At 70.1% G+C, this 25,127-nt stretch carries 26 protein-coding genes and 1 pseudogene; 13 read left to right on the top strand and 14 right to left on the bottom strand.

Going from position 1 to position 25,127, the window contains the following annotated elements:
• Positions 1-38 precede the first annotated feature (38 nt).
• The 3 genes from RKD20_RS17130 (at position 39) to RKD20_RS17120 (ending at position 3,417) form a co-directional block, all read left to right on the top strand.
• Positions 39-299, top strand: a complete 261-nt coding sequence (locus RKD20_RS17130) for an SCO4848 family membrane protein (RefSeq protein ID WP_007384221.1) — start codon at positions 39-41, stop codon at positions 297-299.
• A gap of 6 nt (positions 300-305) precedes the next feature.
• Positions 306-1,658 (top strand): metallophosphoesterase, encoded by a 1,353-nt coding sequence (locus RKD20_RS17125; RefSeq protein WP_424878488.1) that lies wholly within the window; start codon positions 306-308, stop codon positions 1,656-1,658.
• A gap of 202 nt (positions 1,659-1,860) precedes the next feature.
• Positions 1,861-3,417 carry an ABC transporter substrate-binding protein gene (locus RKD20_RS17120; protein WP_424878487.1) on the top strand — a complete coding sequence of 519 codons (1,557 nt, stop codon included), beginning with the start codon at positions 1,861-1,863 and terminating at the stop codon, positions 3,415-3,417.
• A 52-nt stretch (positions 3,418-3,469) separates the two neighbouring features.
• Here RKD20_RS17120 and RKD20_RS17115 read toward each other — a convergent pair whose 3' ends face one another.
• A complete protein-coding gene (locus tag RKD20_RS17115) occupies positions 3,470-4,924 on the bottom strand; it encodes an ATP-binding protein (protein WP_424878486.1) in 1,455 nt (484 codons plus the stop codon).
• Complete coding sequence (locus tag RKD20_RS17110) at positions 4,921-5,622, bottom strand: response regulator transcription factor (protein ID WP_007384225.1); 702 nt, start codon at positions 5,620-5,622, stop codon at positions 4,921-4,923. The genes RKD20_RS17115 and RKD20_RS17110 overlap by 4 nt, the downstream gene beginning before the upstream one ends.
• 163 nt (positions 5,623-5,785) lie before the next feature.
• Between RKD20_RS17110 and RKD20_RS17105 the strand changes: the two genes are divergently transcribed.
• Positions 5,786-8,197 (top strand): MMPL family transporter, encoded by a 2,412-nt coding sequence (locus RKD20_RS17105; RefSeq protein WP_424883241.1) that lies wholly within the window; start codon positions 5,786-5,788, stop codon positions 8,195-8,197.
• A 5-nt stretch (positions 8,198-8,202) separates the two neighbouring features.
• Here the strand turns inward: RKD20_RS17105 and RKD20_RS17100 are convergent, their stop codons facing one another.
• The 4 genes from RKD20_RS17100 to RKD20_RS17085 form a co-directional block, all read right to left on the bottom strand.
• A complete protein-coding gene (locus RKD20_RS17100) occupies positions 8,203-8,955 on the bottom strand; it encodes a TetR family transcriptional regulator (protein WP_020118683.1) in 753 nt (250 codons plus the stop codon).
• An 11-nt stretch (positions 8,956-8,966) separates the two neighbouring features.
• Entirely contained in the window at positions 8,967-9,473 is a 507-nt protein-coding gene (locus RKD20_RS17095) for a thiol-disulfide oxidoreductase DCC family protein (protein WP_424878485.1), read from the bottom strand.
• Positions 9,470-9,865 carry a hypothetical protein gene (locus RKD20_RS17090; RefSeq protein ID WP_424878484.1) on the bottom strand — a complete coding sequence of 132 codons (396 nt, stop codon included), beginning with the start codon at positions 9,863-9,865 and terminating at the stop codon, positions 9,470-9,472. The genes RKD20_RS17095 and RKD20_RS17090 overlap by 4 nt, the downstream gene beginning before the upstream one ends.
• Before the next feature lie 117 nt (positions 9,866-9,982).
• Entirely contained in the window at positions 9,983-10,393 is a 411-nt protein-coding gene (locus RKD20_RS17085) for a VOC family protein (RefSeq protein ID WP_351990133.1), read from the bottom strand.
• Positions 10,394-10,521: 128 nt separating this feature from the next.
• On the opposite strand from RKD20_RS17085, the gene RKD20_RS17080 reads away from it, so the two are divergent.
• From RKD20_RS17080 to RKD20_RS17065, 4 genes and pseudogenes are all read left to right on the top strand, one after another.
• Complete coding sequence (locus tag RKD20_RS17080) at positions 10,522-11,013, top strand: TM2 domain-containing protein (protein WP_424878483.1); 492 nt, start codon at positions 10,522-10,524, stop codon at positions 11,011-11,013.
• Positions 11,014-11,020: 7 nt separating this feature from the next.
• Positions 11,021-11,431, top strand: coding sequence for a DUF2752 domain-containing protein (locus RKD20_RS17075; protein WP_424878482.1), 411 nt, complete (start codon positions 11,021-11,023; stop codon positions 11,429-11,431).
• A gap of 246 nt (positions 11,432-11,677) precedes the next feature.
• A pseudogene (locus tag RKD20_RS17070) lies at positions 11,678-12,455 on the top strand (DUF4132 domain-containing protein); the annotation flags it as partial.
• 67 nt (positions 12,456-12,522) lie between these two features.
• Complete coding sequence (locus tag RKD20_RS17065) at positions 12,523-13,278, top strand: hypothetical protein (protein ID WP_424878481.1); 756 nt, start codon at positions 12,523-12,525, stop codon at positions 13,276-13,278.
• Here the strand turns inward: RKD20_RS17065 and RKD20_RS17060 are convergent.
• From RKD20_RS17060 to RKD20_RS17030, 7 genes are all read right to left on the bottom strand, one after another.
• Positions 13,240-14,349, bottom strand: a complete 1,110-nt coding sequence (locus RKD20_RS17060) for a hypothetical protein (RefSeq protein WP_424878480.1) — start codon at positions 14,347-14,349, stop codon at positions 13,240-13,242. The genes RKD20_RS17065 and RKD20_RS17060 overlap by 39 nt on opposite strands.
• 535 nt (positions 14,350-14,884) lie before the next feature.
• Positions 14,885-15,664 carry a hypothetical protein gene (locus RKD20_RS17055; RefSeq protein WP_424878479.1) on the bottom strand — a complete coding sequence of 260 codons (780 nt, stop codon included), beginning with the start codon at positions 15,662-15,664 and terminating at the stop codon, positions 14,885-14,887.
• Between the two features lie 118 nt (positions 15,665-15,782).
• On the bottom strand, positions 15,783-16,562 hold the full coding sequence (locus RKD20_RS17050; protein WP_329266536.1) for a succinate dehydrogenase iron-sulfur subunit: 780 nt from the start codon (positions 16,560-16,562) through the stop codon (positions 15,783-15,785).
• Complete coding sequence (gene sdhA / locus RKD20_RS17045) at positions 16,562-18,316, bottom strand: succinate dehydrogenase flavoprotein subunit (RefSeq protein WP_020118693.1); 1,755 nt, start codon at positions 18,314-18,316, stop codon at positions 16,562-16,564. The genes RKD20_RS17050 and sdhA overlap by 1 nt, the downstream gene beginning before the upstream one ends.
• Before the next feature lie 19 nt (positions 18,317-18,335).
• Positions 18,336-18,818 carry a succinate dehydrogenase hydrophobic membrane anchor subunit gene (locus tag RKD20_RS17040; RefSeq protein ID WP_424878478.1) on the bottom strand — a complete coding sequence of 161 codons (483 nt, stop codon included), beginning with the start codon at positions 18,816-18,818 and terminating at the stop codon, positions 18,336-18,338.
• Positions 18,819-18,823: 5 nt separating this feature from the next.
• Positions 18,824-19,204 carry a succinate dehydrogenase, cytochrome b556 subunit gene (gene sdhC / locus RKD20_RS17035; RefSeq protein ID WP_007384241.1) on the bottom strand — a complete coding sequence of 127 codons (381 nt, stop codon included), beginning with the start codon at positions 19,202-19,204 and terminating at the stop codon, positions 18,824-18,826.
• 253 nt (positions 19,205-19,457) lie between these two features.
• Entirely contained in the window at positions 19,458-19,970 is a 513-nt protein-coding gene (locus RKD20_RS17030; protein ID WP_424878477.1) for a 2-oxo-4-hydroxy-4-carboxy-5-ureidoimidazoline decarboxylase, read from the bottom strand.
• 155 nt (positions 19,971-20,125) lie between these two features.
• Between RKD20_RS17030 and RKD20_RS17025 the strand changes: the two genes are divergently transcribed.
• The 4 genes from RKD20_RS17025 (at position 20,126) to RKD20_RS17010 (ending at position 23,931) form a co-directional block, all read left to right on the top strand.
• Positions 20,126-21,778: a family 20 glycosylhydrolase gene (locus RKD20_RS17025; protein ID WP_424878476.1), complete on the top strand. Its 1,653-nt coding sequence runs from the start codon at positions 20,126-20,128 to the stop codon at positions 21,776-21,778.
• Between the two features lie 123 nt (positions 21,779-21,901).
• On the top strand, positions 21,902-22,666 hold the full coding sequence (locus tag RKD20_RS17020; protein WP_424878475.1) for a DUF4328 domain-containing protein: 765 nt from the start codon (positions 21,902-21,904) through the stop codon (positions 22,664-22,666).
• Positions 22,667-22,751: 85 nt separating this feature from the next.
• Positions 22,752-23,255, top strand: coding sequence for a hypothetical protein (locus RKD20_RS17015; protein ID WP_424878474.1), 504 nt, complete (start codon positions 22,752-22,754; stop codon positions 23,253-23,255).
• Positions 23,256-23,331: 76 nt separating this feature from the next.
• Positions 23,332-23,931: a hypothetical protein gene (locus tag RKD20_RS17010; protein ID WP_424878473.1), complete on the top strand. Its 600-nt coding sequence runs from the start codon at positions 23,332-23,334 to the stop codon at positions 23,929-23,931.
• A 43-nt stretch (positions 23,932-23,974) separates the two neighbouring features.
• On the opposite strand, the gene RKD20_RS17005 is transcribed toward RKD20_RS17010, so the two are convergent.
• Positions 23,975-24,436 (bottom strand): DUF1877 family protein, encoded by a 462-nt coding sequence (locus RKD20_RS17005; RefSeq protein ID WP_424878472.1) that lies wholly within the window; start codon positions 24,434-24,436, stop codon positions 23,975-23,977.
• Positions 24,437-24,660: 224 nt separating this feature from the next.
• Here RKD20_RS17005 and RKD20_RS17000 point away from each other — a divergent pair, with 224 nt between their 5' ends.
• Positions 24,661-25,053 (top strand): hypothetical protein, encoded by a 393-nt coding sequence (locus RKD20_RS17000; RefSeq protein WP_424878471.1) that lies wholly within the window; start codon positions 24,661-24,663, stop codon positions 25,051-25,053.
• Positions 25,054-25,127 lie beyond the last annotated feature (74 nt).

Raw genomic sequence — 25,127 nt, 5'->3', positions numbered from 1 at the left:
GGCGCTGGAACCGGACAGCGGCCCGCGATACTGGACCCATGAAGCTCAGCCGCCCCGTCTCCTGGTTCCTGCTCGCTTTCGGGGTGTGGAGCTGGATCATCTGGATCACTTTCGTCAAGAACCTCGTCAAGGACGCCAGCGGGCTCGCGTTCGACGACGCGGGCGACCCCACGGGGTACTTCTGGGTGCACCTGCTGCTGGCCGTCGTCTCCTTCGTACTGGGGACGGTCGTCGGGCTCATCGGGTTGCGTGGAGTGCGCGCACTGCGCCGGAACTCACAGCCGACCCCGGAGAGTTAGCAGAGCGTGGTCATCGTCTTCGCACTGCTCGCCCTGGCCGTCCTGGTGACGGCGAACTGGTACCTGTGGCGCCGCCTGTTCCGGGACACCACGAGCGGCCCCGGACGGGTCCGCCGCGCCGGCGCGGTGCTCATCGGGGGCGGCTGGGCACTGGCGATCGCCGCCCTGGTCGCGGAGCGCACCGGCGCCCCCTTCTGGCTCCAGCGCGTGCTCGCGTGGCCCGGCTTCCTGTGGCTTGCGCTGTCGATCTACCTGCTGCTCGCGGTCGTGGCGGGAGAGGTCGTACGGCCTCTGCTGCGCCGGTTCCTCGAACACCGGGACCGGCGCGGGGAACCGGCCCCGGCCGCCGTACCGCGTCCGGAGCGGGTGCCTGCGGGTGCGCCGGCCGAGAACCCGCGGGGGGACGTGAGTCCGCCCGAGGAGCCAAGAACCCGGGAGCCAAGAACCCGGGAGCCAAGAACCCAGGAGCCAAGAACCCAGGAGCCAGGAGCCGAAGAGCCGCAGGAGCCCGGCCCGCCCGCCCCCGTCACCGCCCCCTCCCGCCGTCTCTTCGTCTCCCGGGTAGTCGCCGGAGCCGCCGCCGCGGCCGCCGTGGGCACCGTCGGCCACGGCACCTACGGCGTCCTGCGCGGTCCCGGAGTCAAGCGGGTCACCGTGCCGCTGGCGAAGCTCCCGCGCGCGGCGCACGGCTACCGGATCGCGGTGGTCAGCGACATCCACCTGAGCCCGGTGCTGGGCCGCGGTTTCGCCCAGAAGGTCGTCGACACCATCAACTCCACCCGGCCCGACCTGATCGCCGTCGTCGGCGACCTCGTCGACGGCAGCGTGAAGGACCTCGGCCCGGCGGCCGCCCCGCTCGCCCGGCTCGACGCACGGCACGGCTCGTTCTTCGTCACCGGCAACCACGAGTACTTCTCCGGCGCCGCGCAGTGGGTCGAGGAGGTACGACGGCTCGGCCTGCGCCCGCTGGAGAACGACCGCACGGAACTGGCCTGGTTCGACCTCGCCGGTGTCAACGACATCGCCGGCGAGAGCGAGGGCCAGGGCCCCGACTTCGCCAAGGCCCTCGGCGACCGGGACACGGCACGCGCGTGCGTGCTCCTCGCCCACCAGCCGGTCCAGATCCATGACGCGGTCGACCACGGTGTCGACCTCCAGCTCTCCGGCCACACCCACGGCGGCCAGCTCTGGCCCGGCAACCTCCTCGCGAAGGCGGCGAACCCCACGGTCGCCGGCCTGGAGCGCTACGGCGACACACAGCTCTACGTCAGCCGAGGCGCCGGCGCCTGGGGCCCGCCCACGCGCGTGGGCGCCCCCTCGGACATCACGGTGATCGAACTGGCGTCGAAGCAGGCCTGAACGGCGGCCGGGATGATCTTCGCGGAAAGAGGCTGTGGGAGCGCTGTGAAACATGGCCGAAACCGCTTGCGGTAACGTCTTGCCCAACTCGACAAATCCCTCTTCCCCCAGGTGAAACACCTGTGCTTAGGTGATTCGCGCCACTAGGGGGTGGCGCGTGGCACGTGCATGGGGCCCACAGGGGTCCGGGGAGGGCAAACCGATGCGGTCGGTTCGCACGCGGGTTCTCGCGACGCTGCTCGTTCTGGGGGTCGTGGGAGTAGGTGGCTGGCAGTTGCTCCCGTCCGGGGGGAGCGGGGGCAGGACGATCAAGGTGGGGACGACCGACGAGGTCACCTCACTCGACCCGGCCGGCGCCTATGACGCAGGTTCGTGGGCGCTGTTCAACAACGTCTTCCAGTCGCTGCTGGCCTTCGAGCCGGGCAGTGCCACACCCGTCCCCGACGCGGCCGAGAGCTGTGACTTCGAGGGCAGCGACCTGCGCACGTACCGCTGTGTGCTGCGCGAGGGCCTGAAGTTCCCGAGCGGCCGTGAGATGACCGCGAAGGACGTCAAGTACTCCTTCGACCGGGTCAAGAAGATCAACTCCGATGTCGGTCCGGCCACCCTGCTGGACACCCTGGAGTCGGTAGGCGCCAGCGGCCGTACGGTCACCTTCCGGCTGTCCTCGCCCGACGCCACCTTCCCGTTCAAGGTGGCCACCGGAGCGGGCGCCATCGTCGACAGCACCAAGTACCCCGCGGGCTCCCTGCGCACCGACAGCGGCGTGGACGGCACCGGGCCGTACGAGCTGACGTCGTACACGAAGGGGAAGAAGGCGGTCCTCACGCCCAACGGCAGTTACCAGGGCGAGATCAAGAGCACCGGCCGCTCGGTCGAACTCGACTACTACGGCGACTCGAACAAGCTGAGCGCCGCCTGGAAGGCCAAGCGGATCGACGTCGCCTACCGCCAGCTGCCACCCAATGTCCTTGCCGGACTCAACCCGAGCGACCCCGGCCAGCGTGTCTCGGAGGCCGACAGCTCCGAGGTCCGCAACCTCTACCTCAACACCCGCAAGGGCAAGCCGCTGCACGAGGTCAAGGTGCGTCAGGCCCTCGCCTGGCTGATCAACCGCGAGCAGCTGGCCGCCTCGGTGTACGAGGGGACCGTCGACCCGCTCTACTCGCTGATCCCGACCGGTATCACCGGCCACACCACGTCCTTCTTCGACACCTACCCGGAGCCGAGCGTCAAGAAGGCGCGCGCCCTGCTCACCGAGGCCGGTGTGACCACTCCGGTCAGCTTCACCTACGGCTACGGCCTGACCAGCGGTTCCGCGGCCGCGGAGGCCAAGGAGCTCAAGAAGCAGCTGGAGGCGAGCGGCCTGTTCAAGGTGACGCTCAAGGGCTACGAGTGGACCGACTTCCAAAAGCGCTGGGCCACCGGGAAGCTGGACGCCTACGCGGTCGGCTGGGTGGCCGACTACCCCGACCCGGACACCTACGGCTCCCCGCTGGTCGGCACCGACGGCACCATGAACACCGGCTACAGCAGCAACCAGGTCGACCATCTGATTCAGGACAGCCAGCGCTTCGCCGACCGCGGCGAGGCCGAGCAGGACTTCCGTGACGTCCAGGCGTCGGTCGCCCACGATGTTCCGGTCATTCCCCTGTGGCAGGCCAAGGACTACGTCGTGACCAGCGAGGACGTCGGCGGCGGCCAGTACCTCTCGGACGGCACCGGCGTCTTCCGGCTCTGGCGCCTCAACTGGATCTGACCTCGGCCGACTGAGCGGAGCGCAGGCCCGGCCGGGGGCCGTACGCCTGGCGTCACTGCCCCGCGCACGCGCGTACCGGCAGGGTGACGGTCACCGCGAGCCCCTTGCCCGGGGCAGTGGCCACCTCCACCTCGCCGCCGTGGGCCCGGACCACGCCCTGCACGATCGCCAGGCCGAGGCCGCTGCCCGCACCGCCGCCCACCCGGAAGAACCGGTCGAAGACGCGGGCCGCGTCGTCCGCGGCCAGCCCCGGACCCTCGTCCGCGACACACAGCCGTACGACCCCGTCCTCCCGCTCCACCCTCAGCCGCACCGGCACATCGGCGGGTGTGTGCGTGCGGACGTTGCCCACCAGGTTGCCCAGCACCTGTCTGAGCCCCGACTCGTCGGCCCGCACCAGCAGGGAGCCCTCGGCGGCGACCTCGACGGGCCGGTCGGGCTGCTGCACCCGCAGGTCGTCGGCCGCCTCCCGCACCAGCCGGCTCAGGTCGACGTTCCTGAAGCGCAGTTCGGGCTGCTGGTCGAGACGGGCGAGGGTGAGCAGCTCGTCCACCAGCCGCCCCATCCGGTCCGTCTCCGCGAGGACCCGGGTCCAGGCCCGCTTTCGCTCGTCCGGGTCGGAGAGCATGCCCTTGTCGTACAGCTGGAGGTAGCCGCGTATCGCGGACAGCGGGGTGCGCAGCTCGTGCGAGGCATCGGCGACGAAGCTGCGCAGCTGGGCCGCGCTGCGCTCGCGCGTGCGGTACGCCGACTCGACCTGGTGGAGCATGGAGTTGAGGGCGACCCGCAGCTGCTCGACCTCCAGGGTGGTCTCGCAGCTTGAGGGGATACGCCGGGTCAGATCGCCCTCGGCGATCGCCGACGAGGTCTCCACCATGTCCTCCAGCGGCCGCATCCGGCGCCGGACGCTGAACATCGTCAGACAGGCCAGCAGCGCGAGCAGCAGGCTGCCGATCGCGAGGTCGAGCCGGACGGCCTTGGCGACGCCCTGGTGCAGGACATCGGTGGGCGCGGCGAGCAGCGCGTACGTGCCGTCGCCGAGTCGGGCCGCCGTCGCGCGGTAGGTGGAGCCGTCCAGGGTGACGTCGTGGGGTCCGGAGTCGGCGGCGAGCGCGTGCGGGTCGCCGACCGCCTTCGCAAGGTCCCGCTGGGACTCGCTCGGATCGAAGCCGAGGATCCCGATCGGCTCGCCCCGGCTGTCGACGGCCGCGAAGACGGTCCCCGCCGAGCGCTCCTTGTCCTCGTGCGCGGGGATGAGCCGGTCGCGGACGAAGCTCAGCATGCTCAGCGAGTCGATCTCCCGCAGCGTGAGCTCCGAACCGCCCAGGGAGTCCCGGGTCTTGATGAGCTGGCTGTCGATCTGGTCGAGCAGGTAGTACCGCATGCCCATCACGCTCACGGCGGTCGCCGCGACGATGCCGATCGCGAGCAGCGCCACATTGGCCAGCGTCAGCTTGCCGCGCAGGGAGTGGATGCCGTGTCGGCGACGAGACAGGCGGAACGTCATGCGAGCCCGTATCCGACACCGCGCCGGGTGGTGATCACCGGCGGGCCCAGGGCGTCCAGCTTGCGCCGCAGATAGCTGATGTAGGTCTCGACGACGGTCGACTCGGGCGGGGTGTGCTCGTACTGCCAGACGTGGCGCAGGAGTTGCTCCTTGGGGACGATCCGGCCGCCGTTGCGCACCAGGAAGCGCAGCAGCGCGTACTCGGTGGGGGTGAGCTGGACCGTGCGGCCGTCGCGGTGCACCGAGTACGTCGTCTCGTCCAGTTCCAGGTCGCCGTAGCGCAGTGGCGGCCGCTGCGGCAGGACGTCGGCGGGGCGGGTGCGGCGCAGGACGGCGGTGATCCTGGCGACGACCTCGTCGATGTTGAACGGCTTGGTGATGTAGTCGTCGCCGAAGCCGAGGGCGCCGACGATCTCGGCGGGGGAGTCCCGCGCGGTGAGGAAGACCAGGGCCAGGTCGGGCCGCCGCTCGCGCAGTTCACGGCCGAGGGCGCGGCCGTCGCCGTCGGGCAGCATGACGTCCAGCAGGGCCGCGTCCGGGCGGGTGCGGTCGGTGAGCGCGAGCGCCTCGCGGACGGAGCCCGCGACCATCACCTCGAACCGGTGGTAGCGCAGGGCGATGGCGAGGACGTCGGCGATGCTCTCCTCGTCCTCCACCACCAGCACGGTGCCCGGACTCTTCGTCTCTCCCCCAGTCATGCCCCCAGTATCGGCCGGGCCACTGACAGTCGGGCCGGTTCGCCCTTTGGAGTTCCTTGAGAGTCATGGGCATCTCGTGTCCACGCGTGTGTGCCGCTGCCGATCCTGTTCCGCAGGACCTGGGGGACCGACCGACTACTGAGGAGAGTTGAGCGTGGCGGCATTGGCACGCTGGTGCTATCAGCACCGGCTGGTGGTCCTGTTGCTGTGGGTGGGGGCGTTGTTCGGGCTGGGCTTCTCGGCCTCGACGGCGGGCACGAACTACGCGAACGTGTTCTCCCTCCCCGACACGGACTCCAAGAGCGCGTACGACCTGATGGAGAAGGCCTTCCCGAACACCTCCGGCGACACCGACACGGTGGTCTGGAAGGTCGACGAGGGATCGGTGCGGGACCAGGCGGTGCGGGACCGGATCCGGCCCGTCCTGGACGAGATCGCGAAGATGCCGGGCGTCGGGGCGGTGACCAGTCCCTACGGCGCCCAGGGGGCCGCGCAGGTCAGCCAGGACGGCACCATCGCGTACGCCCAGGTGACCTTCGTCAAGCGCGCCAACGAGGTGCCCAAGGAACTCGTCCAGGACGTCCTCGACACCGCGCAGGGGGCCGAGCGGTCCGGTCTCCAGGTGGAACTGGGCGGCCAGGCGATCCAGCGTGTGCAGGAGCCGCCGCAGGGGCTGTCGGAGGGGGTCGGCATCGTCGCGGCCGCCGTCGTGCTGTTCCTGGCGTTCGGCTCGTTCTTCGCCATGACGCTGCCGATCGCGATCGCCGTCTTCGGTGTGGGCACGGGCCTGTTCGCCACCCAGCTGCTCAGCCACACCACCGACGTTCCCGACATCGCCCCGCTGCTGGCCTCCCTGATCGGCCTCGGCGTCGGCATCGACTACGCCCTGTTCATCGTCACCCGGCACCGCAAGGGCATCCAGCGCGGCCTGGACCCCGAGGAGGCGGCGGCCACCGCCCTCAACACCTCGGGCCGGGCGGTGCTGTTCGCGGGCGGCACGGTCTGCATCGCGCTGGCCGGCATGCTGGTGACGCGACTGCGCTTCCTGGACGGCGTGGTGATCGGCACCTCGCTGACCGTGGTGCTGAGCGTCCTGGCCGCCACGACCCTCCTGCCGGCTCTGCTCGGCTTCCTCGGCCCGCGGGTGCTCAGCCGCCGCCAGCGGCGCAGGCTGGCCGCCCAGGGGCCGGAGCCCGAGGGCGCCTCGGGTCTCGCCGCCCGCTGGTCGACGGCCGTCCAGAAGCGCCCCCGCAGGACCGCCGCGCTCGCCCTGGTCTTCATGGCCGTGCTGGCCGTTCCCGTGCTGTCGCTCCGCCTCGGCGCCACCGACCAGGGCAACGACGACGCCTCGACGACCACCAGGAAGGCGTACGACCTGCTCGCCGAGGGCTTCGGGCCGGGCTTCAACGGACCGCTCCAGGTGGTCACCGAGGGCCGCGAGACGAGCGCCCTGGTCAAGGGCCTCCAGGACGCGCCCGGGGTCGCGCGGGTGGCCGCGCTGCCGCCCGCACAGGGCGTCACCGTGATCCAGGTCGTGCCGACGACCTCACCGCAGTCCGTGGAGACGGACCGGCTCATCGACCGGCTGCGGGACGACGTCATTCCCAAGGCCGGGGTGGAGGCGCACGTCGGCGGAGTGACGGCCGTCTCGAAGGACTTCTCGACCGTCACGGGCGACCGTCTGCCGCTGTTCATCGCGACGATCATCGGACTCGGCTTCCTGCTCCTGCTGGTCGCCTTCCGCTCGCTGGTGGTGCCCCTGACGGCCGCCCTGATGAACCTGATCGCCGCTGCGGCCTCCTTCGGCGTCCTGGTCGCGGTCTTCCAGTGGGGCTGGGGCCTGGAACTGCTCGGTCTCGGCAAGGAGGGCCCGATCAACGCCTTCCTGCCGGTCATCATGCTGTCCCTGCTGTTCGGACTCTCGATGGACTACCAGGTCTTCCTGGTGAGCCGTATGCACGAGGAGTGGGTGCACACGCGCGACAACGCGCGCGCGGTACGCGTCGGCCTCGCGGAGACCAGCCGGGTCATCAACTCCGCCGCCCTGATCATGGTCTGCGTGTTCATGGCGTTCGTCCTCAGCGGTGACTCGGGCGCGGCCATGGCGGGCGTGGGCCTCGCCGCCGCCGTCGCCCTGGACGCCTTCATCCTGCGCACGGCGTTGGTGCCGGCCGCGATGCATCTGCTCGGCGACTCCAACTGGTGGCTGCCCAAGGGGCTGGAGAAGAGGCTGCCGCACCTGGCGGTGGAGCCGAAGGAGGAGGCGGCGCCCTCGCCCGGGGCCCGCGCGGCCGGCGGTCCGGCATCGGCCGTCCACGGCTTCGTCCGTACGGCGGACGGGGAGCCCGTGGAAGGCGCGGCCGTCACCCTGCTGTCGGGCGGGGGCCGTCAGCTGGACCGGGTGGAGTCACTGGCCGACGGCTCGTACATCGTCTCGGTCCCGGCGCCGGGGACGTATCTGCTGGCGGCCACGGCCCCGACGTACGGCTCACGCGCGCGGCACGTCGAGGTGGGGGAGGGACCGCTGGTGTACGACGTCGAGCTGGTCGAGGGAGAGGTCGACGCCGTCAACTGACGTGACTACGCCTTCCTGCCGGGGTCCGGCATCACCTTCGTCATCCCCGGCAGGAAGTCCGTGAACAGCTCGTGCACCTCCCGTACGAGCGGCCGCAGCACCCGGAACCGGGCCAGCGACACGCCCCTCGCGGTGAGCCGGGCACCGCGCTCGGCGAGCCGGTAACTGCGCTCACGTCCCGCCGTGCGGTCGAAGATCCAGTACAGGACGAGCCCCATCTGGGACAGCCACATCAACTCGGGGAGGATGTCCCGCAGTTCCTCGGGCACCTTGGTCCTCGTCGCGCCCCGCAGCACCTCGCGGTGCACGGCGATCGCCTCCACGCGCGCGTGCTCCGACTCGGGCGAGAAGGGGCTGAGCGGGCTGTCGGGATCGGCGGCGTTCTTGAAGAACTGCACCGCGAACTCGTGATACGGCTGCGCGATGTCCAGCCAGACCTTCAGAACCCCCGCGAGACGGGCCTCCAGGTCGCTCTCCCGGGCCAGGACCTCCCGGACCGCCACCTGGTGCTCGGCGGCGATCCGGTCGTAGAAGCCCTGGATCAGGTGTTCCTTGCCGGCGAAGTAGTAGTACGCGTTGCCGACGGAGACGCCGGCCTCCTGGGCGATGGCCCGCATGGTGGTCTTGTCGTACCCCCGCTCCTGGAACAGCCGCATGGCGGTCTCCAGGATCAGCGCGCGCGTCTGTTCGGACTTGCTCGTCTGCTCGGACTTGCTGGGGGTACCGCCCTCGTCGGGGCCGTCGTTGTTCGCAGGCACGGAACGAGAGCCTAACCAGTGGTGCAACCGCCGCCGTCGCACCCCGGTGCGGCGGGGACCCAGCCCCGGCCGGGGACGTACGTCCAGCCGTCCGCCCGGCGGTACACCTTGCCGTCCCACCGGCCCTCCTGCCGCTGCGCGCCCCGCCACTTGGCGGCGGCGAGCACCGCGCCCCTCGCGAGCCGCGCACCTGAGGGGGTGCTGAGCCGGTGCGAGAGCGGCCGGTGCTCGCGCAGCGCCCACAGGGTCACGATCCAGGCGGCGGTGTCGCGGTAGACCTGCCCGGCGTCGCCGACGACGGTGATCTCCTCCAGGGTGGCGCGGTGATCGAGCCCGGGATACCTCCGCCGGGCCTCCTCGGACCCGGCCGGCACCATCTCCAGCGGCACCAGCTGCGGCTGCCGTACGAGCCAGTCGCGCAGGAAGGCGCACAGCGAGCAGTCGGCGTCGTACAGGACGGTGAGCCGGCGGACCGGGGTGCGGTCCGCCGTGCTGCCCGGGGCGGTCGGGCCCGTCACGCCCGGACCCAGTCCTGCGGCGCGACCGGCGGCACCTGCTCCCGCTCCATGGCACCCCGCCTGCGGATCCGGTTGAGGACGTACACGTTGGCCAGGTGCATCACGCCGAGCACCAGCAGCACCACGCCCAGCTTGGTGGACAGGGCCTCGAAGACACCGCGCGTGTCCTCGATCGTGCCGTCGCCGCTGAGGTACAGCGCGACGAACCCGAGGTTCACGAGGTAGAAGCCGACCACCAGGAGGTGGTTGACGGCCTCGGCGAGCTTCTCGTTGCCGCGCAGCACGTCGGCGAGGAAGATCCGTCCGTTCCTGCTGAGCGTGCGGGCCACCCAGACGGTCAGGGCGATGCTGACGACGAGGTAGATGACGTAGGCGACGACCGTGAGGTCCATGCGCCTGCCCCCTTCTGAACGCGTTCAAAACGCTGACAGGGGAGACAGTAGACCTCCTTTTGAACGTGTTCAACTCGCTGGCGAAGAGGTCTGCGTCACGTGCGCGCGTGCCGCACCTCAGGCGCGCCGGCCGAGCTCCGGGCGCTTGGTGTAGTCGGTGAACCCGAGGACGTTGCCCCAGGGGTCGGCGATCTCGACGGTCCAGCCGGTGACCACGGAGAAGGGCTCGTCGAGCGGCTCGACGCCGGCCGCGCGCAGCTCCCGGGCGGCGGTCCTGGCGTCCGGTACCTCCAGCCACACGCGTGTGGCGGGCCACGGGGGCGGCCGGTGGCCCAGTCCCTCCTCCTGCCGGAGCAGGATCCCCGGCGTCTCGCCGCCGACCTTCAGCAGTGCGATCCCCGCCTCGTCGAGCCGGAAGCCCACCGTGAAGCCCGCACGCTCGTAGAAGGAGACGGCCTCGCCGACGTTCCCGACGGGCAGCAGCACGTTGTCGAAACCGAGCAGTTCGTACGACTCATCATCTGACATGTCGTCAGATTAAGTCGGAGGTGACGGAACGGGCTTCTGCGACGCGGTGTCCGTCGGGCATGATGACCCGGCTGATTGTCGTCTTTTTTTGCGGGTCCTCCCGCTTCGGTCCCCAGGAGCAGTCCCCCTTGAGCGAACAGCAGGGTCACGAACAGCAGGACCCCGAGCAGGGCCCCCAGCCGGGACACCAGCAGCCGGGTCCCCAGCCGGGACACCAGCAGCCGGGTCCCCAGCCCGGGTACCAGCAGCCGGGCCCCCAGCCCGGATTCCCGCCGCCGGGATCCGAGTCGGGGTACCAGCAGCCGGGTTACCCGCCTCCCGGATTCCCGCCGCCGGGCTACTACCCGCCCCCGGGGACGTACACCGGAGACCCCAACGCCCCCTACGGCTACGACCCGTACGGGCGGCCGTACTCCGACAAGTCGAAGGTGATCGCCGGAATCCTCCAGCTCACCCTCGGCGGCTTCGGCGTCGGACGCTTCTACCTGGGCAACGTCGGGATGGGCCTCGCCCAGCTCTTCACCTGCGGCGGGCTCGGCGTCTGGTCGCTGATCGACGGGATCCTCCTGCTCACCGGGAACGACCACACCGATGAGCACGGCCGGATCCTCCGGAGCTAGGGCGCAGGTGACCGAGACCTCGGTGCCCCCGCGGCGCTCCCTGCTCCGCCACCCCGCGACGGCACCCTCGGCGGTGCTCGTCGCGGGAGCCGTCGGTGCCGCGTATCTCTACCGCACCGACCCGCACGAGCCCGGCCACGTCCTGCCGCAGTGCCCGTTCCGCATGCTCACCGGCCTGCTGTGCCCGGCCTGCGGCGGCACCCGCATGGTGTACGACCTGATGCACGGCCACTTCACCGAGGCCTGGCTGGACAACCGGGCCCTGCTGCTCGCCTCGCCGTACGCCCTGGTCCTGCTGGGCCGCTGGGCGTGGGCGGGCCTGCACGGCCGCCGCTGGAGGCCCACGCTGAGTCCCCGGGCGCAGGTGGCCGTCCTCGCGGTGGCCCTGGCCTGGACGGTGGCCCGCAACATCGTCTAGCCCCTTTCCGTCCGAGGCCCGTTGCCAGTGCCGGCTCGCACTGTCTTCGGCACGGGAATCGTGATGTTCGTCGACGAGACGACAAGCGGGAGCCGTAGCGACGGCTGGGGGCTGGAGATCGCCGAGGAGCGGGTCGCCGTGCGCGAGTTGCTCCGCCGCCGGGTCTTCCAGGAGGTCGCCGAGTACTACGCGCGCACGCCTCCGTCTTCCAGGGCCTGGTCCAGCCCGACGACAGCGAACGCGTGCTGGCGCGACTGGTTGGAACGCCACGGAGTGACGCAACCCTTCAAGCAGGCCCACCGAGAGGTTTACCTGCTGACGGACGCCGAGTGCACCACCGGCACCTACTCCAACCGCTTCGCGGCCCACGTCCCGCGCCAGCACCAGTTCCACGCCCTGGCGGCGGCGCGAGGCTGGCGCAACAAACTTCGTCTGGCCGTCGACGACGAGGCCCCGCCGGCCGTCCGCGACCTCCCGCGCTGGGGCCTGCGCGCCGAGTACCGCATGTGGCTGCGCGACGGAGCGGTCCCGGTGGACCCCCTGCCGCTGACGCGGATCCCGCCCCTGGTCCTCTCCGAAGTCCTGCGCGACGTAGACCTGTTCGTCGGCCTTGCCGGCATCGGCAACGACCCCACCTGGCAGGACGGCGGCCCCGGCGGCCGCTTCCAGGAGTACTGGACCTCGTACGGCTTCGGAGAGCTCAACCAGAGCGCCGAGACCCGCCGTCTCCTCCTGGACCGCCTGATCCCGAGACTCGCGATAGCCGACCGGTGCACCCTGGAGGCCGCTTCCTCCACGTCAAGGGCGACCGCCACACGTACAAGATCCACCTCGGCTCGGGCAACATCCTCCGCACCCCGAACGACCAGTAGCTCTGCATCGTCCCGAAGCCCAACGCGTCCGCCCCGCAGGCCAGTTACCCCTCTACGAGGGCGACCGCATGCTGGCGGTCGCCCTCAGCAAGGCGATGATGCTGCCGGACGACACGCGGATCACGGACCCGACGATCCTGAGCCGGCTGTGACTCCTCGGCCTGAGGCTTCGGCCCACTGGCTTCAGTAGTCTTCTGCTGACGGGTGGGAGGGAAGCCGGTGGGCCGGTTGCGCATAGCCTTCGGGCTGCTGGTGGTGATAGGCGGCACGGTGTGGTTGCTGGGCGGAGCGTCGGCTGTGCAATCGAGTGGACGATGGGCGCTCTCAGCACTGCCGTACGTGTTGGCCGCCATGGGCGTGCTGCTGATCCTGCGTGCAGCGGTACCGAAGGGCCTGCTGGCCGGTCCCATTGTGCTTGTCGCGGGTGGCTCTCTGTGGGCAGCCTACGACGCCGGTGCCTTCGAGGGGCAAACAGCTGACCGGATATGGCCCTCCGTCGTGATCGCCGTAGGGGTGGCGCTGTCCCTGGGGGTGCGAACGGATTCCGGTGGCCACGAGGATGAGCTGCCGCTACGGCAGTACCGCAGTGTGCTTGTACCGGTGGACCGGCGGGTGGTCACGTCGTCCGTACCCCTGCAGAACCTCACAGTGGGTTCGTTTTTCGGGAACGCGGTGATCGACCTGTCGGGCGCGCAGTTCACGGGGGACACCACGACGGCCGACGCCCGACTGCGGGTGGTGCAGGTCGATGTCACAGTGCTCTTCGGCCGGGTGGAGCTGGTCGTCGGTCCATATTGTGCGGTGGTGAAGGGGAATGTGGATGGCACGCGAGCGGTCCGCTTCGCGGAGCAGGTTGCCGTGTACGCCAGTGTGGAGGACTACTTACAGATGGACCACGGTGGGTTGCGCCGTCCCCACAGGGTGGTGCTGAACGTCCTAGGACTGGGTGGAACCGTTGCCGTTCGCTCGCTGTAGTACGTCCTCGCTCTCGGACTCGTGTGACATCTTGCGCCTCAGTACCTGGTCATGCCGGGCTGTGTCCACGGCGAGGAAGTCCGAGATGCTCTTGTTCAGAATGGCCAGCTTGTCGGGTTGCGTCGGCACGGGATAGTGGAAGGCCTTGACGAGATCGAACCGATGTAGGTCGAAGACTGCGGACAACAGCGTGCTGTGGAAGGCTGCGGCCCTGATCGCTCCGCGGTAGGCCAATAGGGCGAGAGTCCCGGGAGCCAGTGGGAGCAGTGACCAGGCGTCCCAGCGGAGGGTCAGGGGGAGTAGCGCCAGAGTGGTGATCGCGAGTGAGACGGTGAGCGACGCAGTCGCTGCGATGAGGCTGAGCTGCGCGGTGACTGAGCTCTCCAGTCGTGGGGCGATGAACGGGTAGATGCGTGGATAGACCCGCATCATGTCGAGGCCGTAGCGGTCACCCGAGAGACGCTCGGCGCGCAGCAGCATGTTCCCCAGAGCGGTCGGCATCAGCTCCCCTTCACCGTCCCGGCCCTTCTCCTCGGCATCCATGCGCATCTCGGTGGCATAGCCGCCGCGTATGCGCCGAGCTCGCTCGGCATCGCGGCGCCGACGAGCCCTGAGCCGGTCGCGTTCCGCGAGTTCGCGCAAGGTGAAAGACCCGCCGGGGGGCCGGTTCCGCGCAGGATCGGGTACGGGTTCCCCGACCTCGGTATGCCGGAGAACGATCAGCGCCCGGTCCCTGCGACGGCGGTGTCGTTCAACTGCAGCGCCGCGTAGCGGCGCCAACGGAGAGGGACGCTCCCAGTACCCCTCAAGCAGTTGCACGATCGCGGCTTCGAAAGGGCGCAACAACACGCCGGCTACGAAGGCGAAGAAGATCAAGAGGATTACGGCTGCCGTGTCGTCGCGGCCCGGAGATATAGCCGAGAAGTCCGGTCGGGTGTCGAGGTTGTACAGCCCCGCTCGGGCGACGGCGGCAATGACCGTCACCATCAGCGCCCCGGGCAGAACGCTGACCAAGCTGAAGCGAGCGCCCCCGATTGCCTTTCCGCCTGCTTCGGCAAGTCCTTTGAGCATTCCTCAGTCTCCGGCGTAGAGCTTGAAAATATGGCCTTGCCGGGTGGCACCTCGTGGTCCCGTCGCAGCCCGCACGGGTGGTTCCTCGTGCTTGACGCACACCCAGATGGTTTGCCCCTCTCCCCTCAGCTCCGCGAAGTCGTCGGACACCAACTCGTTCACCAGCATCTCGAAACCGCACGGGCACTCGAGGTTCGAGGGGATTTGAGAGGTTACATGTCGCGTGTCCTTGTCACAGTCCGGTCGCGAGCATACGTAGACGTACTTCTTGACCCCGGGACCCCCACTGCTCGAACCGCCGTATGAGCCCAGGGGGTTGGAAGGTTTGCCTGCGAGCACCCACCCCAACACCAGCAGCCGAAGCTTGAGATTCGCTCTGCCGAAGCGCATCGCCGTCCGCCCCCCGTCTTCACCCGGTGCACTGAGTATGCAGTCAACTCTCTTGCGCGCACAGCATGTTCACGATGAGACGCGTGCTGGGCATGACGGTGACGAGATGGCTCTGGTAGCCCGATTGCGGCCTACCCCGTCAGAGTCAGTCGGCGCAGCCGCCCACTCGCCGGGTGCCGAGCGCGATGTCGTCCATGCGGATGTCGTACGACGGCGGCGTCGGGTCGGCCTGGTAGAGCTGCCAGCCCAGCTTCAGCTTGTCGAAGGACGGGAAGACGAAGTCGTCCGCGGTGCCCCCGTGCCCCTTGGTGGACACCGTCAGGTCGCTGCGCTCGACGCCGTCGAGATACACGCTGACACGGTTGTCGCGGGCGTCGAGATGGAACTCGACGCACTGCCACGCCCCGGCGACGGCCGGCGAGGAGGTCTTCCAGGCGGTCCAGTCCCCGGTGGGCCCCAGATCGGACCCGACGCCCCAGAAGTTGCCGTGGTCGGTCGGCGCGTACTGCCCCCCGAGCGGCCGCACCAGCGTCGGCGCGTCCGCCCCGGACGCCTCGGCGATGGTCCAGTGGGCCCAGTCGGGCGCGGTGGGGAACCCGGCGACCCGCAGCCGCACCCGCCCCCAGAAGCTGTTGCCGGGCGGAGCGAGCTCGTCGAACACGAGGAAGGCCCGCCCGTTGCCCTGGGTGCGGATCCGAAGCTCACGCCCGTGTCCCGAGGCGCTGGGGGCGACGGTCAGCGCCCCGTCGGCCGTGTCGGCGACCCAGTCGCGGCCCTTGCTGACCGGCCCGAGGGGCAGGCGGTCGAAGTTCTCCCGGGCGAGCGGTCCGGTGGGAGCGGGGGTCGCGGAGGCAGTGGGGGGTATCGCGAGCAGTAACGCCGCGGCGGCGCAGAGCGCGGCGGCGGATTTCCTCAGGAGTGCCATGGGGTCAGTCTGCAACTTGAGCCCCACAACTCACAGTGCGCTCAAGAGGAAATGAGGGAGGGCCCCGCCCCGGCGCGAACCGGGGAACGGGGCCCAACTCACCGTAGGTGAACGGAGCTCAGAAGCGCCGAGTGATCAGCGCCCTCTTCACTTCCTGGATCGCCTTCGTGACCTCGATACCGCGCGGGCACGCGTCCGTGCAGTTGAAGGTCGTGCGGCAGCGCCACACGCCGTCGCGGTCGTTGAGGATCTCCAGGCGCTGCTCGCCCGCCTCGTCACGCGAGTCGAAGATGAAGCGGTGGGCGTTGACGATGGCCGCCGGGCCGAAGTACTGGCCGTCGTTCCAGAAGACCGGGCACGAGGAGGTGCAGGCGGCGCAGAGGATGCACTTCGTGGTGTCGTCGAAGCGCTCGCGGTCCTCGGCCGTCTGGAGACGCTCACGCGTCGGCTCGTTCGTGTCCTTCGTGATCAGGAAGGGCATCACGTCGCGGTACGCCTGGAAGAACGGCTCCATGTCGACCACGAGGTCCTTCAGGACCGTCAGGCCCTTGATGGGCTCGACCGTGATCGGCTTCGACGGGTTGAGGTCCTTGATCAGCGTCTTGCACGCCAGACGGTTCTTGCCGTTGATCCGCATCGCGTCCGAGCCGCAGATGCCGTGCGCGCAGGAACGGCGGAAGGTCAGCGTGCCGTCCTGCTCCCACTTGATCTTGTGCAGGGCGTCGAGGACACGTTCCTTCGGGTCGATCTCCAGCTGGAAGTCTTCCCAGGTCGCCTCCGCCGAGACTTCGGAGTTGAAGCGGCGGATCCGGAACGTGGCCGTGATGTACGGGGAGTCGGCGAAGCCGGGCTCGGGCGTGCCGGCCGCGTCCGCCTTGTCCAGGGTCGGGGTTGCCATCAGTACTTACGCTCCATCGGCTGGTAGCGGGTCTGGACGACCGGCTTGTAGTCGAGACGGATGGACTCGGTGCCGTCGTCGCCCACCTCGCGGTACGCCATGGTGTGGCGCATGAAGTTGACGTCGTCGCGGTTCGGGTAGTCCTCGCGGTAGTGACCGCCGCGGGACTCCTTGCGGGCCAGGGCCGACACCGCCATGACCTCGGCGAGGTCGAGGAGGTTGCCGAGCTCGATGGCCTCCAGGAGGTCGGTGTTGAACCGCTTGCCCTTGTCCTGGATCGAGACGTTGAGGTAACGCTCGCGCAGTTCCGCGATCTTCTCGACCGCCGTCTTGATGGTCTGCTCGGTGCGGAACACCATGACGTTCGCGTCCATGGTCTCCTGCAGCTCGCGCCGCAGCACCGACACGCGCTCGGTGCCGGTCGCGTCCCGCAGGCGCTCGACCTGCGCCACGACGAGTTCCGCCGGGTTCTCCGGCAGCTCGACGTAGTCGGCCTTCTGGGAGTACTCGGCGGCGGCGATGCCCGCCCGCTTGCCGAACACGTTGATGTCCAGCAGCGAGTTCGTGCCCAGACGGTTGGCGCCGTGGACGGACACGCAGGCGACCTCGCCGGCCGCGTACAGGCCCGGGACGACCGTCGTGTTGTCCGCCAGGACCTCACCCTCGACGTTCGTCGGGATGCCGCCCATCGCGTAGTGCGCGGTGGGCTGGATCGGGATCGGGTCCGTGTACGGCTCGATACCGAGGTACGTCCGCGCGAACTCGGTGATGTCGGGCAGCTTGGCGTCCAGCTGCTCCGGGGGAAGGTGCGTCAGGTCCAGGTAGACGTGGTCGCCCTCGGGACCGCAGCCCCGGCCCTCGCGGATCTCGGTGTAGATCGACCGAGACACGACGTCACGGGACGCGAGGTCCTTCATGACCGGCGCGTACTTCTCCATGAAGCGCTCGCCGTCCTTGTTGCGGAGGATGCCGCCCTCACCACGGGCGCCCTCCGTCAGCAGGATGCCCATGCGCCAGATGCCGGTCGGGTGGAACTGGAAGAACTCCATGTCCTCCAGCGGCAGACCCCGGCGGTACACGGCCGCCTGGCCGTCGCCCGTCAGCGTGTGCGCGTTCGACGTCACCTTGAAGAACTTGCCGCAGCCGCCGGACGCGTAGATCACGGCCTTCGCCTGGAAGACGTGGATCTCGCCGGTCGCCAGTTCGTACGCGACCACGCCCGCCGACCGCTTCACGCCGTCGACCTCGACGATCAGCTGGTCCAGGACGTAGAACTCGTTGAAGAACTCCACGCCCTCCTTCACGCAGTTCTGGTACAGCGTCTGGAGGATCATGTGGCCGGTGCGGTCGGCCGCGTAGCAGGACCGGCGGACCGGGGCCTCGCCGTGGTTGCGGGAGTGACCGCCGAAGCGGCGCTGGTCGATCGTGCCGTTCGGGGTGCGGTTGAACGGCAGGCCCATCTTCTCCAGGTCGAGGACCGAGTCGATGGCCTCCTTCGCCAGGATCTCGGCGGCGTCCTGGTCGACCAGGTAGTCACCGCCCTTGACCGTGTCGAAGGTGTGCCACTCCCAGTTGTCCTCCTCCACGTTGGCGAGCGCGGCGGCCATGCCGCCCTGCGCGGCGCCCGTGTGGGAGCGGGTGGGGTAGAGCTTGGTCAGCACGGCGGTGCGGCTGCGCTTCGTCGACTCGATGGCCGCGCGCATGCCCGCGCCACCGGCGCCGACGATGACGGTGTCGTACTTGTGGATCTTCATGATTCTCGCAGCCCCGTGCCTAGCGGATGTTCGGGTCGAAGGTGAAGATCACCAGCGTGCCCAGCAGGATGGTGAACACCGTGGCGGTGTAGAGCAGGCCCTTGAGCCACAGCCGGGTGTTCGGGCGCTCCGCGTAGTCGTTGATGATCGTGCGCAGGCCGTTGGCGCCGTGCAGCATCGCGAGCCACAGCATCATCAGGTCCCAGACCTGCCAGAACGGGGACGCCCAGCGGCCGGCCACGAAGGCGAAGCCGACCTTGGAGACGCCGCCGTCCAGCACCAGCTGGATCAGCAGGTGCCCGATGACCAGGACGACCAGCACGACACCCGACAGGCGCATGAAGAGCCACGCGGCCATCTCGAAGTTGCCGCGGGTCGAGCGGGGGGTCTTCTTGGTGCGCTTGCGCGGGGCCTCGATCAGGGGCGCCGGGTTGTCGACGCCGTAGCCGGAGGCGCCCTCCACGGGGCCGATGCCGGAAGCGGTGGTTTCAGTGGTCGCCATCGGTATCAGCTCCCGAACAGTTCACGAGCGGCGTGGCCGAGGACGGGGTAGATCGCCCCGATCATGAGCACGACCCACAGGCCGACCACGGACCAGAGCATCTGCTTCTGGTAGCGCGGGCCCTTCGACCAGAAGTCGACGGCGATGACGCGCAGGCCGTTGAGCGCGTGGAAGAGGATGGCGGCCACGAGGCCGTACTCCAGACACGCGACGAGCGGGGTCTTGTACGTGGCTACGACCTTGTCGTAGTCCTCGGGTGAGACACGGACGAGAGCGGTGTCCAGCACGTGAACGAACAGGAAGAAGAAGATGAGGACGCCGGTGACTCGATGAGCCACCCAGGACCACATTCCTTCCCGGCCGCGGTACAGCGTTCCAGCCGGCACGGAAGTCCCTCCGGGAGCGGGGTATCGGGGCCAGCCGGCTTGTGCTGTCGGTCGGGCCCGGCCGGGTACGGTCCACCGGCCCCCAGCATCGTAGCGATGCGCCGCCGCTCGGCTTACGCCGGGCCTACCGGTGTGATCAAAGTGGCACGCGGATGGGGGAACCGGGCGGCTAATGCGGGAGAGTGTGCGGTTATGTCCCGGGTACGGGCTCGCGATGGCCTGTCGAGCCCACGCGGCGGTAGCCGCAGATCGACTACAGCCCCGCGCCCCTGAGCAGATCGACCAGACGCCCCCTGGCCGTGCGGCGGAGTTCCTCGGCCGCCACCACCCGCTCCTCCTCCGGATCGTTTGCCAATCGTGACCGGATGCCCGCCAGAACGTGGTTCAGGGCCTCGTTCGGGGGCAACCCGTCCAGGCAGATGACGAAGGCGTGCCCGAAGCGGGACTCGTAGGCCGCGTGGGCCGCGTCCATGGCCATGTGGGCTGCCGAGTAGACCCCGTCCGGCAGCGTCGGCAGGGTCTCGGCGGCCAGGGCCTCGGAGAGATCCGACACGGTCAGGTCGTACGCCGCCTCGTCCGCGGCCGCGAGGAGCGCGTCCACGGTCGGGTAGGGGCGGTGGGCAACGACCCGCTCCGCCCAGCGCAGGCTGCGCAGACACTCCAGGAGCAGGGGCCGTGCCTCGTCGGCGGGAGCGCTGTTGAAGGCGTCCAGAACGGTGGGCAGGGACGGTATGGCCAGTCGGCCGGGAGAATGTGTGGGCGTCACGTGTGTTTCGGCAGAGGAATGTGTGAGCGGTGTGACATCACGGTATCGAGAGTGGACATGACCTGTCCGACGGATGCCCGAATTTCACCCGCACGGGAGAGTTTCGGAACGTGTGGTGGACACGGCTCCCGCTCTCCAGGCCCTAGGTTGACGATGTGAGCCAGCACAGGAAGCGACCGGAGAAGCAGACACGGGGGCTGATCGCCGGGGCGGTGGCCGTCACCGTCGCGGCCGGGGTGGGCCTCGGGCTGTGGGCGGGCGGCGACAGCGGCCCGGCCGGATCGGCCCAGTCCCAGGCCCAGTCACCCGCGGGCGGCAGAGCGGAAGGCTCCCCGGCCCCGTCGAAAGCCCCGAGCGCGGCCCCCAGCCCCACCCGGTCCTACCCCCTGTCCACCACCCCCCGCACCATCCCCGCCGTCCGCGCCCACACCCCGGCGCGCGGCCCCGGCTGGCGTCCCGCCTCCGGCCGGCGCGTGGTCGTGAACGACGCCGACCTCGCCGACGAGGGGCGCCTTCTCGCCGGTGAGCTGGGGCTGACGTACGCCGGGCAGAAGGACGACGTACGCGCCGGGGACGTGCGCCTCACGCTCAACGACGACGAAGGCGCGGACCCGGAGTCGTACCGCATGACCGTGCGCGGTGGGCGGGTCGCCATCAGCGGGTCGGACGACCGGGGCGTGTTCTACGGCACCCGCACGCTCAAGCAGGAGGTGCACGGCGGCGGTACGGCGGCGGAGGGCGTCGTGCGCGACGAGCCCGCCAAGCCGGTGCGCGGGTTCTCGCTGGACATCGCGCGCAAGAGCTTCACGGCCCGCTGGATCGAGGACCGGGTCCGGGAGCTGGGCGACCTGAAGTTCAACGAACTCCAGCTCCACTTCTCCGACGACCAGGCGTTCCGGATCGAGTCCTCCTCGCACCCTGAGATCGTGTCCGCGCAGCACCTGACCAAGGCGCAGGTCAAGCGGATCGTCGCGCTCGCGGCCCAGCGGCACATCACCGTCGTACCGGAGATCGACTCGCCCGGGCATCTGGGCGCGGTCATCGCCGCGCACCCCGAGCTGCAGTTGCGCAGCGCGGCGGGGAGCACCCCGCAGGGGACCGTCGACATCTCCAATCCCGCCTCCGCCAAGATCGTCGACGATCTGCTGAACGAGTACGCCGGCCTCTTCCCCGGAGCCCCCTGGCACCTCGGCGGCGACGAGTACCGCGCGCTGATGGTCTCCGACCCGGCGGGGACCTACCCGCAGCTCGCCGCTGCCGCCAGGAAGGCCTACGGCGCCGGCGCCACCGTCGAGGACCTGACCACCGGCTGGCTCAACGACCGCGCCGCCACCGTCCGCGCCCACGGCAAGTCCCCGCGCGCGTGGAACGACGGCTTCTTCCGGGGTACGTCCGTCCAGCCCGCCAAGGACATCCAGGTCGGGTACTGGACCGGGAAGGAGATCGGCGCCCGGCAGCCGGTGGCGTACCTGAGCACGGGGCGCAAGCTGATCAACTACAACGACGAGTTCCTCTACTACGTCCTCGGGCAGCCCAACCAGTTCTACTACCCGACCGGACAGCGGATCTACGAGCAGTGGACCCCGAGAGTCGTCCGCGACACGACAGCCGTCCCCTCGAAGTACGACGGCCAGATCCTCGGCGGGTACTTCGCGGTGTGGTGCGACTTCTCGAACGCGCAGACGCAGGACCAGGTCGCCGCGGGCATCCGGATGCCGCTGCGGGCGACCGTGCAGAAGCTGTGGGACCCGGGGAAGCCCGCCCTGACCTGGACGCGGTTCAAGGCGCTGGCCGACCGGCTCGGCTGAGGGACCGGGGATTCCCTGTGGACGCGCGGGGTCGCCGAACCGTATGTTCCGCATGCCGCGCGTGAGGCTCTGGGGAGAACCGGCGCGGTCTGCTGATCATCCGCACCTCGGGGGGACCTCACCATGCTCTGCACGCGCTGCCACCACTTCGAAGCCGCACCGGACGGCGTGCTGTGCACCCAGTGCGGTTCCCCGTCCGGGTTCCAGGCCCCGCCGGCCGGCACTCCGAAGGTCTGGCTGCGTTCGCCGGTCGGGCTCGGACGGGCCACCGCGATACTGCTCGCGGTGGCCGCGGCCGTCGACCTGTTCGCCCTCGGGGCGGACCTCTACCTGTACGACGTCACGGGCGACCTCGCCGGGGGCACCTTCCGGGACTCCGTACTGGACCGGGCCGACCTGGCGGACACGCTCACCGCCGTGGCCGCCTCCGCGCAGGCCGCCGTGCTGCTGGCCTGTGCCGTGGTCTTCGTGATCTGGCTCTGGCGGGTGCGGGTCAACGCCGAGGTGTTCGCCCCGGGCGGGCACAGCAAGGCGCGCGGCTGGGTGATCGCCGGCTGGGTCGTGCCGTTCGTGAGCCTCTGGTACCCGCGCCGGGTCGTGCTCGACGTCTGGGACGCGAGCAGCCCGGAGGGACAGCCCAAGGGGCATGCGCTGGTCAACGTCTGGTGGACGCTCTGGCTCCTGACGAACGTCGCAGGGCGGTTCCTGGCCAACATGGCCGGGGAGGCCGACACCTCCCAGGAGATCCACGAGACGATGGGCCAGATGATGTTCGCGGACGGCGTCGACCTCGTCGCCGCCCTGTGCGCCGCCGCCGTCGTGCTGCGGCTGACCCGGATGCAGGACGAGAAGGCTCGCCGGGGGCCCGCGGTGCCCGTCGCCGTGTGACGGATTTGGTCCGACCTGCTGCGAACTGCCGTACGAATGTGGTGTATTCGGGCCCGAACCGTACCGAGCAGCCGGGGGGAACCGGATGGGCTACTGGGGTTACTTCGTCGTGGGCCGCGGGGAGCGGCCGCTCGCCGCGCTGGACGCGCTGGCCGGTGCCGAGGGCATGGTCCTGCGGGAGTCGGCGCCCGGCGGATGGCAGGTCTGGGAGTACGCGAACGGCGAGGGCGATGTCGGGAACATGAACGCCCTGGCCCTGGAGACCGGTTCGCCCGCGCTCTTCGGATACGTCATGGACAGCGCCTCGGTGGTCCTGGAGGCGGCGGGGCCGGAGAGCGGGGCCTGGACGACCTGTCTGGCCCGGGCCGCCATGGCCGGGTACCTCGGGGGCGGCGAGGAGGGGCTGACTCTGGAGGACTACTTCCTCGAACCCCGGGACGCGGCGGCGCGGGCCGTCGCCTGGGCCGCGGAGGCGGGGCACGAGGTGGCGGAGGAGCCGCTGCTCGACGTACTGAGCGCCGAGCCCGACCCGTTGGCCGAAAACCTCTTCTTCCGTATGCTCGACCGGCTCGGTGTGGTGCCCCTGTGACACTCCCGGGCCATCGCGCGCAGTAAGGGGAAGTGCGGGTTCCGTTAGGGGACACCGCTCGGCGAGGGAGGCGTGCATGAGTCTGGTGGAGCTGATCGGCCAGGCCGACGAACGCGGACTGGCCGCCAGCGGGTTGGCTTGTTTGGATCGCTGCATACCGCTGCTCGGCGGCGACGACGAGATCCTTCGGCCCCTGTGGGCGGGGCTCGCGGAGGACGCCGGGGTCGCGGAGTGGGGCGAACGGCTGGAGCAGGTGCGGGGAAAGCTGGGCGGGGACGGGGAGTTCGAGGCGGCCGACGGGGAGCCGGGCCAGGGCTCCGCCTCCGGTGAGGACGAGGCCGTGCTGCTGGCCCGCCGGATGCTCGCCGCCGCGCCGGTCGACCGGTCCGCCGCCGGGGTGCGGGCGTGGGCCGACGCGTGCTCGGTCGCCGCGCTGCGGATCCACCGGCTGCTCGACCCCCTGAAGGACGCCGGCGACTCGGTCGACGCCCGCCGCGAGGGCCGTACCGAGGGCATGTCCCCGCTCGTCGCCGCCGAGCTGCGCCGCCAGATCACCGTCCTGGAACTCCTCGCGGGACACGGCCCGGCGGGCCTGCGTCCGGCCCTGGAGGTCTCGACGGAGGGCCGCCGGGTGCTGCGCGCGGTGGTGTCCCGCAGGAGCCGCCGCCGGGGGTGAGGAGCGGCGGCTCAGTGGAGGAGTGGCTCGATGGAGCAGTGGCTCACTGGATGAGCCACTTGACCACCGCGTCCCCGTACTGCGCCGTCTGCCCGTAGAACGCCGTCAGATCCCGGTGCGCCGCCGCGAACACCCCCCGTGCCTCCCGTTCCGCGGCCGCCCCGCCGTGTCTCGGCAGCAGTTCCTCGCGGGCGACCCGCCACAGGGCCTCGAAGTCGGCCGAACTCAGGTACGTCGAGACGCGGTTCGCCCGGGCCGCGGTCAGGAGCAGGAACGGCTGTCTGTCGTGGTCGCCCGGGTAGACGGGCAGGCCGCCGAGGACCACCTCGGCGCCGGCGTACAGCAGTTCGTGGTCCAGGTAGGACTTGTCCAGCACCTCCTCCCGGTGTCGTCCGATGCGTTCGCGTACGGCGTCCCAGTCGTCCTCGAACAGCCGTTGCATCCAGTTCGCGCTGTTGCGCAGGGCCGAGGGCGGCACCGCGCGGAGATGGAAGTAGTCGCTCATCAGAGAGAGGAGCGCAGGGGAGGAGCGAATCGTCACACCGGCGTCAACCTCGCTGCCGAGAGGGTCCTGTGACCGTCCCGGGAGGGATACGGCGAAGGTGCGTCGGTCCTGCACCGGTCCCGCCGAGACCCCCCGATCCGGGTGACGAAACACCCCGCCCAAACGCTTTCACCCGTGTGACGACTGATGTGACCGCTCAGGCAACTGCCCCTACGACGGCCGATGTGACCACCCGCCGGACCAGCCGACCCGCCGCCGCGGCCAAACCCGTGCGCTGGGCCTCCGACGCCGTGACGGCCCTGCGCGAGGGCGCCCGCGTCCGGCTCGACTACTCGGCGCAGAGCCTGTGGCGCGTCGACCGGCTCATCGAGGAGATACGGCGGGAGGGGGCGCCGTACGCCGCCGTGGAGACCGTGCTGCGCGGGCTCGGTGCCTACGCCGGTGAGGTCGTCGTCCACCAGACCGGTGCCGAGTGGTGGACGAGCGGCGGTGAGCACTGGGTGCGTACGCCCGACGGACGGCTGTGGGACCCGGTGGAGGAGGCCCGCCGCTGCTTCGCCGGGGACGGCTCGCTGCGGCTGCTGTGCCGCGACGCGACGGGTGCCGGGCGGCGCTGAGCGCGGAGGCAAAAACACCGTAATAAGAGACGCTACCGTTCCCAAAGGGCCGGTGGCAGGCGCACGATGGGGTC

Origin of the sequence: Streptomyces sp. SLBN-8D4 (assembly GCF_049739545.1) — a bacterium.
GTDB lineage: Bacteria > Actinomycetota > Actinomycetes > Streptomycetales > Streptomycetaceae > Streptomyces > Streptomyces canus_C.
Note: the sequence above shows the minus strand (reverse complement) of the source record. Positions and strands in the feature narration are given on the sequence as shown.

What these genes read in the sequence shown, in the direction of transcription:
- RKD20_RS17130 (WP_007384221.1), top strand. Translation starts at nt 39, where the DNA reads ATGAAGCTCAGCCGCCCCGTCTCCTGGTTCCTGCTCGCTTTCGGGGTG.
- RKD20_RS17120 (WP_424878487.1), top strand. Translation starts at nt 1,861, where the DNA reads ATGCGGTCGGTTCGCACGCGGGTTCTCGCGACGCTGCTCGTTCTGGGG.
- RKD20_RS17115 (WP_424878486.1), bottom strand. Translation starts at nt 4,924, where the DNA reads ATGACGTTCCGCCTGTCTCGTCGCCGACACGGCATCCACTCCCTGCGC.
- RKD20_RS17110 (WP_007384225.1), bottom strand. Translation starts at nt 5,622, where the DNA reads ATGACTGGGGGAGAGACGAAGAGTCCGGGCACCGTGCTGGTGGTGGAG.
- RKD20_RS17090 (WP_424878484.1), bottom strand. Translation starts at nt 9,865, where the DNA reads ATGGACCTCACGGTCGTCGCCTACGTCATCTACCTCGTCGTCAGCATC.
- RKD20_RS17085 (WP_351990133.1), bottom strand. Translation starts at nt 10,393, where the DNA reads ATGTCAGATGATGAGTCGTACGAACTGCTCGGTTTCGACAACGTGCTG.
- RKD20_RS17060 (WP_424878480.1), bottom strand. Translation starts at nt 14,349, where the DNA reads ATGCTCAAAGGACTTGCCGAAGCAGGCGGAAAGGCAATCGGGGGCGCT.
- RKD20_RS17055 (WP_424878479.1), bottom strand. Translation starts at nt 15,664, where the DNA reads ATGGCACTCCTGAGGAAATCCGCCGCCGCGCTCTGCGCCGCCGCGGCG.
- RKD20_RS17050 (WP_329266536.1), bottom strand. Translation starts at nt 16,562, where the DNA reads ATGGCAACCCCGACCCTGGACAAGGCGGACGCGGCCGGCACGCCCGAG.
- sdhA (WP_020118693.1), bottom strand. Translation starts at nt 18,316, where the DNA reads ATGAAGATCCACAAGTACGACACCGTCATCGTCGGCGCCGGTGGCGCG.
- RKD20_RS17040 (WP_424878478.1), bottom strand. Translation starts at nt 18,818, where the DNA reads ATGGCGACCACTGAAACCACCGCTTCCGGCATCGGCCCCGTGGAGGGC.
- RKD20_RS17020 (WP_424878475.1), top strand. Translation starts at nt 21,902, where the DNA reads ATGCTCTGCACGCGCTGCCACCACTTCGAAGCCGCACCGGACGGCGTG.
- RKD20_RS17015 (WP_424878474.1), top strand. Translation starts at nt 22,752, where the DNA reads ATGGGCTACTGGGGTTACTTCGTCGTGGGCCGCGGGGAGCGGCCGCTC.
- RKD20_RS17010 (WP_424878473.1), top strand. Translation starts at nt 23,332, where the DNA reads ATGAGTCTGGTGGAGCTGATCGGCCAGGCCGACGAACGCGGACTGGCC.
- RKD20_RS17005 (WP_424878472.1), bottom strand. Translation starts at nt 24,436, where the DNA reads ATGAGCGACTACTTCCATCTCCGCGCGGTGCCGCCCTCGGCCCTGCGC.